Genomic DNA, 4,627 nt, shown 5'->3' on the forward strand with positions numbered 1-4,627 from the left:
GGCGCCGGGCGGCGGCCCGGGTACAGCGCGGGCCTGCCGCCTGGGCGGTCAGAGCCAGCCGTTGCGCCTGAAGCCGCGGTGGATGGCGTAACAGATGCCCACGATCGAGGCCAGTACCACCGGATAGCTGTACTTCCACTCCAGCTCCGGCATGTACGTAAAGTTCATGCCGTAGATGCCGGCGATCATGGTCGGCACCGCGAAGATCGCCGCCCAGGCGGTGATCTTGCGCATGTCCTCGTTCTGCGCCACCGTCGCCTGCGCGAGGTTCGCCTGCAGGATCGAGTTGAGCAGGTCGTCGAAGGAGAGCACCTGCTCGGTGACCCGGGTCAGGTGGTCGGCGACGTCCCGGAAGTAGTTCTGGATGTCCGGGTCGATCACCCGCATCGGCCGCTCGCTCAGCAGCTGCATCGGGCGCAGCAGCGGCGAGACGGCACGCTTGAACCCGAGGACCTCCCGCTTGAGCTGGTAGATGCGTCCCGCGTCGCCGCCCCGCGCGGACCGGCCGCCGGGCGGGGAGAAGACGTCCGTCTCCACCTCGTCGATGTCGTTCTGCACCGCGTCGGCGACCGCCAGGTAGCCGTCGACGACCTGGTCGGCGATGGCGTGCAGCACCGCGGAGGGGCCCTTGACCAGCAGCTCGGGGTCGTCCTCCAGACGGTGCCGCAGCGAGCGCAGCGAGCCCTGCACCCCGTGCCGCACGGTGATGATGTAGTCCCGGCCGGTGAAGCACATCACCTCACCCGTCTCCACCACCTGGCTGCTGGCCGTCAGTTCTGCGTGCTCGACGTAGTGCAGCGTCTTGATGACGGTGAAGACGGAGTCGTCGTACCGCTCCAGCTTGGGCCGCTGGTGCGCCTGCACGGCGTCCTCCACGGCGAGCGGGTGCAGCCCGAACTCCTGGGCGATGCCGGAGAACTCCTGCTCGGTGGGCTCGTGCAGCCCTATCCAGACGAACTCCTGCCCGTCGCCCGAGCGGACCCGCCGCAGCGCTTCGGCGGGGGAGAGGGAGTCGCTGGACCGGCGTCCGGCGCGGTAGACGGCGCAGTCCACCACCGCGCTGCGGGCACCGTGGTCCTGCCGGACGGACTCGTAGCCGCCGTCCCGGCGGCGGCGCACCGGGCGCACGGCGGCGCGCAGGTCACGGATCATCGACATGCTGGGCTCCTTCGCGGAAGGTCACGCGGAATGAGCCGCCAGCGGCTTGTCGGTCCGGGCCGACGAGGACGCCTGCGCCCGCGGCGGACCGCGGGGGAGTCGTCGGGAGTCGAGCGCCGGGCCGGCGGGGAACGCTGCCTGGATTGAGGACCTACGGCAGGACCGCGGCGCTGAGGGCCGGGCCGGAAGTCTCCAAAGCGGACACCGTTCAGGAAGGCCGCTGCCGGAACGAATGGTGGCTGCTACTGCACGGTCGACTTGGATCCATGTGAGCCCCACCTCCTCCGGCCGATCCCCTGGGGGATGACGTGTACAGCACTGTCAGACGCGTCACCGTAACATCGGTGAGCCCGGGAAACGGCGCTGTCGGGCTGTCGGCGGCCACTTCTTTGCCCAATCCATACGAGACATAAACTCGCTGCATGACACGTGTTCTCGAACTGGTCGAAGCCCGCTTGCGGTCCGCGCTCGGGGAGCCGGACGCCAGGGCGTCGGTCACCTTTCTCGGTACCGACCGGATCGAGGTGCTGCGCTTCGTCGGTGACGGCCCTTCCGGGCCGCTCGTCCGGTACGCCACGCTCGGCATGTCCGCGTCGCCGATGAGCGACCCCGCCGCCGTGCTCGCCGACCCCGAGCTGGGGCCGCGGGCCGAGCTGCTGCTGTCCGTGCGAGCCGTGTCGAAGGAGGTCGCCGACACCGACAAGGTGCTGCGCCCGCTCGCCGTGCTGGCCGCGTCCCCCCAGGTGGAGGGTGTGGTGGTGGCGCCGGGCGCCTCCCTGGAACTGGGCGAGCCGCTCTGGCCGCGGGCACCCTTCCAGTCCGTCCTGGTCGCCGAACCGGGCGGCCTGGTCGAGGACCTGGAGCTGGACGAGCCCCTGGAGCCGGTCCGGTTCCTGCCGGTGCTGCCGATGACGCCCAACGAGGCGGCCTGGAAACGTGTGCACGGAGCGCAGGCCCTGGAGGAGCGGTGGCTCGACAAGGGCACCGACTTGCGTGACCCCCGCCGCGGATCCGTACCCCTGACCGGGTGATCGTCCTTGACTAGGGGGCCGCGGGGTAGGACCGTGGTCCTCCATGAGGGGCGAACCCAGTTGCCCGAAGTGCGGTGGACGGGTCAGGGCGCCCGGTCTCTTCGCCGACTCCTGGCAGTGCGACATGCACGGCACGGTGCACCCGCTGCAACCGGTGCTGCCGCCCAGTGTCGAGGCGCTCGGCGTGGTCGCCGCCCGCACCCACGTCCCCGTCTGGATGCCGTGGCCGCTCCCGGTGGGCTGGCTGTTCACCGGAGTCGCCTGCGCGGGTGACGACCGCAGCGGCGGCCGGGCCACCGCGGTGGCCTGTTCGGGGCCCGCGCCACTGGGCGGCCCGGGGGAGATGCTGCTGATCGCCGAGGAGCTCGGCGTCGGTCTGGGGGCGCGCTACGCGGGCCTGCCGGGGCCGGACCCGGGACCGCACATGGAGGTGGAGAAACCGCCGCACGCCAAGGTGCTGGCCGCCGGCCGCCCGACGCCGCTGTGGAACGTCAGCGGGGTGCCCGACGACCGGGCCGTCTTCGCCGGCGAGGCCTGCGGCCTGTGGCTGTGGGCGGTGGTCTGGCCCGAGCAGTCCGGCCTGCTGATGTACGACGAACTGGTGCTGACAGACCTGCGGGACGCCGGCGCCGAGGTGGACCTGCTGCCGTGCGGCGCCCTCTCCCCCCGCATCCTCGGCTGACGGCTCCCCGGATCCCCTCCGCGCCCGGGGGCGCCGAGCCAGGGCGTTGAGGGGCGGGCCGGCGGGTCCGGCCAGGTCGGGGGCACCGGGCAGTGCTCTACTCTGAGTTGTCACCCTGCCGTCCCGCGTTGTTGGAGCCCCGTCCGTGCGCATCGACCTGCACACCCACTCCACCGCGTCCGACGGCACCGACACGCCGGCCGGACTCGTCCGCAACGCGGCAGCCGCCGGACTCGACGTGGTGGCCCTCACCGACCACGACACCGTCGCCGGCCATCCCGAGGCGGCAGCCGCGCTGCCCGCCGGCCTGACGCTCGTCACCGGTGCCGAGCTGTCCTGCCGCCTCGACGGCGTGGGCCTGCACCTGCTCGCCTACCTCTTCGACCCCGCCGAGCCCCGGCTCGCCGCGGAGCGTGAACTCGTCCGCGACGACCGGGTGCCCAGGGCCCGGAGCATGGTCGACCGGCTGCGTGAGCTGGGCGTGCCCATCACCTGGGAGCGGGTGTGCGAGATCGCCGGCGACGGCTCGATGGGACGCCCGCACATCGCGACCGCCCTGGTCGAGGCCGGTGTGGTCGACTCCGTGGGGGACGCGTTCACCGCGGACTGGATCGGCGGCGACGGCCGGGCCTACGTCGAGAAGCACGAACTCGACCCGTTCGACGCACTGCGCCTGGTCAAGGACGCGGGCGGCGTCACCGTGCTGGCGCACCCCTTCGCCGCCACCCGCGGCCCCTGCCTCTCGGAGCAGGAACTCGCCGCGCTCGCCGAGGCCGGACTCGACGGCCTGGAGGTCGACCACATGGACCACGATCCGGCCGCGCGGGACCGACTGCGCGGCCTCGCCCGGGACCTCTCGCTGCTCGTCACCGGCTCCAGCGACTACCACGGCAGCCGCAAGACCTGCCGGCTCGGTGAGTACACCACCGCCCCGGACGTCTACGCCGAGATCGCCGCCCGCGGCACGGGCGCGGCACCGCTCACCGCCTGACGTCCCCCTCCGCTCACTCCCGCTAGGCACCACCGTGTTCGACCTCGCCGTCTTCGGCTCGCTCTTCCTCACCCTGTTCGTGATCATGGATCCGCCGGGCATCACACCGATCTTCCTCGCCCTGACCTCGGGCCGGCCCGTCAAGGTGCGGCGCCGGATGGCGTGGCAGGCCGCGCTGGTCGCCTTCGGTGTCATCACCCTGTTCGGGATCTTCGGCCGGCAGATCCTCGACTACCTGCACGTCTCGATGCCGGCCCTGATGGTGGCCGGCGGTCTCCTCCTGCTGCTGGTGGCGCTCGACCTGCTCACCGGCAAGACCGACGAGCCGACGCAGACCAAGGAGGTCAACGTCGCCCTGGTGCCGCTGGGCATGCCGCTGCTCGCGGGACCAGGCGCGATCGTCTCCGTCATCCTCGCGGTGGAACGCGCCGACGGCGTCGGCGGCCAGGTCGCGGTGTGGGCGGCCATCGCCGCGATGCACCTGGTGCTGTGGCTGACCATGCGCTACTCCCTGCTCATCGTCCGACTGATCAAGGAGGGCGGCGTGGTCCTGGTCACCCGGCTCTCCGGCATGCTGCTGTCCGCCATCGCGGTGCAGCAGATCGCCAACGGCGTCACCCAGTTCATCCGGGGCGGCTGACCGGCCACGCGGCCCTGTGGGGGGAGGGGCGCGCGGCCGGTGGCGTCGCGGGGACGCTGGGGGACGTCGTGAGGGCGCCGGGGGCGGCTCAGCGGGCCGGGTGTGCCGGCTGCGCCGGGTGGGAC

General features: G+C 72.3%; 5 protein-coding genes. 4 read left to right on the top strand and 1 reads right to left on the bottom strand.

Annotation, left to right across the window (positions count from 1 at the left end; all coding sequences use genetic code 11):
• Window positions 1-48: 48 nt before the first annotated feature.
• Window positions 49-1,158 carry a magnesium and cobalt transport protein CorA gene (locus ACYVE9_RS16305; RefSeq protein WP_461028585.1) on the bottom strand — a complete coding sequence of 370 codons (1,110 nt, stop codon included), beginning with the start codon at window positions 1,156-1,158 and terminating at the stop codon, window positions 49-51.
• A 422-nt stretch (window positions 1,159-1,580) separates the two neighbouring features.
• Between ACYVE9_RS16305 and ACYVE9_RS16310 the strand changes: the two genes are divergently transcribed.
• The 4 genes from ACYVE9_RS16310 to ACYVE9_RS16325 all read left to right on the top strand — a co-directional run bounded on the left by ACYVE9_RS16310 (window position 1,581) and on the right by ACYVE9_RS16325 (window position 4,502).
• Window positions 1,581-2,189 (top strand): suppressor of fused domain protein, encoded by a 609-nt coding sequence (locus ACYVE9_RS16310; RefSeq protein WP_461028586.1) that lies wholly within the window; start codon window positions 1,581-1,583, stop codon window positions 2,187-2,189.
• A 43-nt stretch (window positions 2,190-2,232) separates the two neighbouring features.
• On the top strand, window positions 2,233-2,871 hold the full coding sequence (locus ACYVE9_RS16315; protein ID WP_461028587.1) for a DUF6758 family protein: 639 nt from the start codon (window positions 2,233-2,235) through the stop codon (window positions 2,869-2,871).
• Between the two features lie 145 nt (window positions 2,872-3,016).
• Window positions 3,017-3,862 carry a PHP domain-containing protein gene (locus tag ACYVE9_RS16320; protein ID WP_461028588.1) on the top strand — a complete coding sequence of 282 codons (846 nt, stop codon included), beginning with the start codon at window positions 3,017-3,019 and terminating at the stop codon, window positions 3,860-3,862.
• Between the two features lie 34 nt (window positions 3,863-3,896).
• The gene (locus tag ACYVE9_RS16325; RefSeq protein ID WP_461028589.1) at window positions 3,897-4,502 is read left to right on the top strand and encodes a MarC family protein; all 606 of its coding nucleotides are present in this window, start codon (window positions 3,897-3,899) and stop codon (window positions 4,500-4,502) included.
• Window positions 4,503-4,627 lie beyond the last annotated feature (125 nt).

The sequence above is a fragment of the Streptomyces sparsus genome (assembly GCF_054776295.1).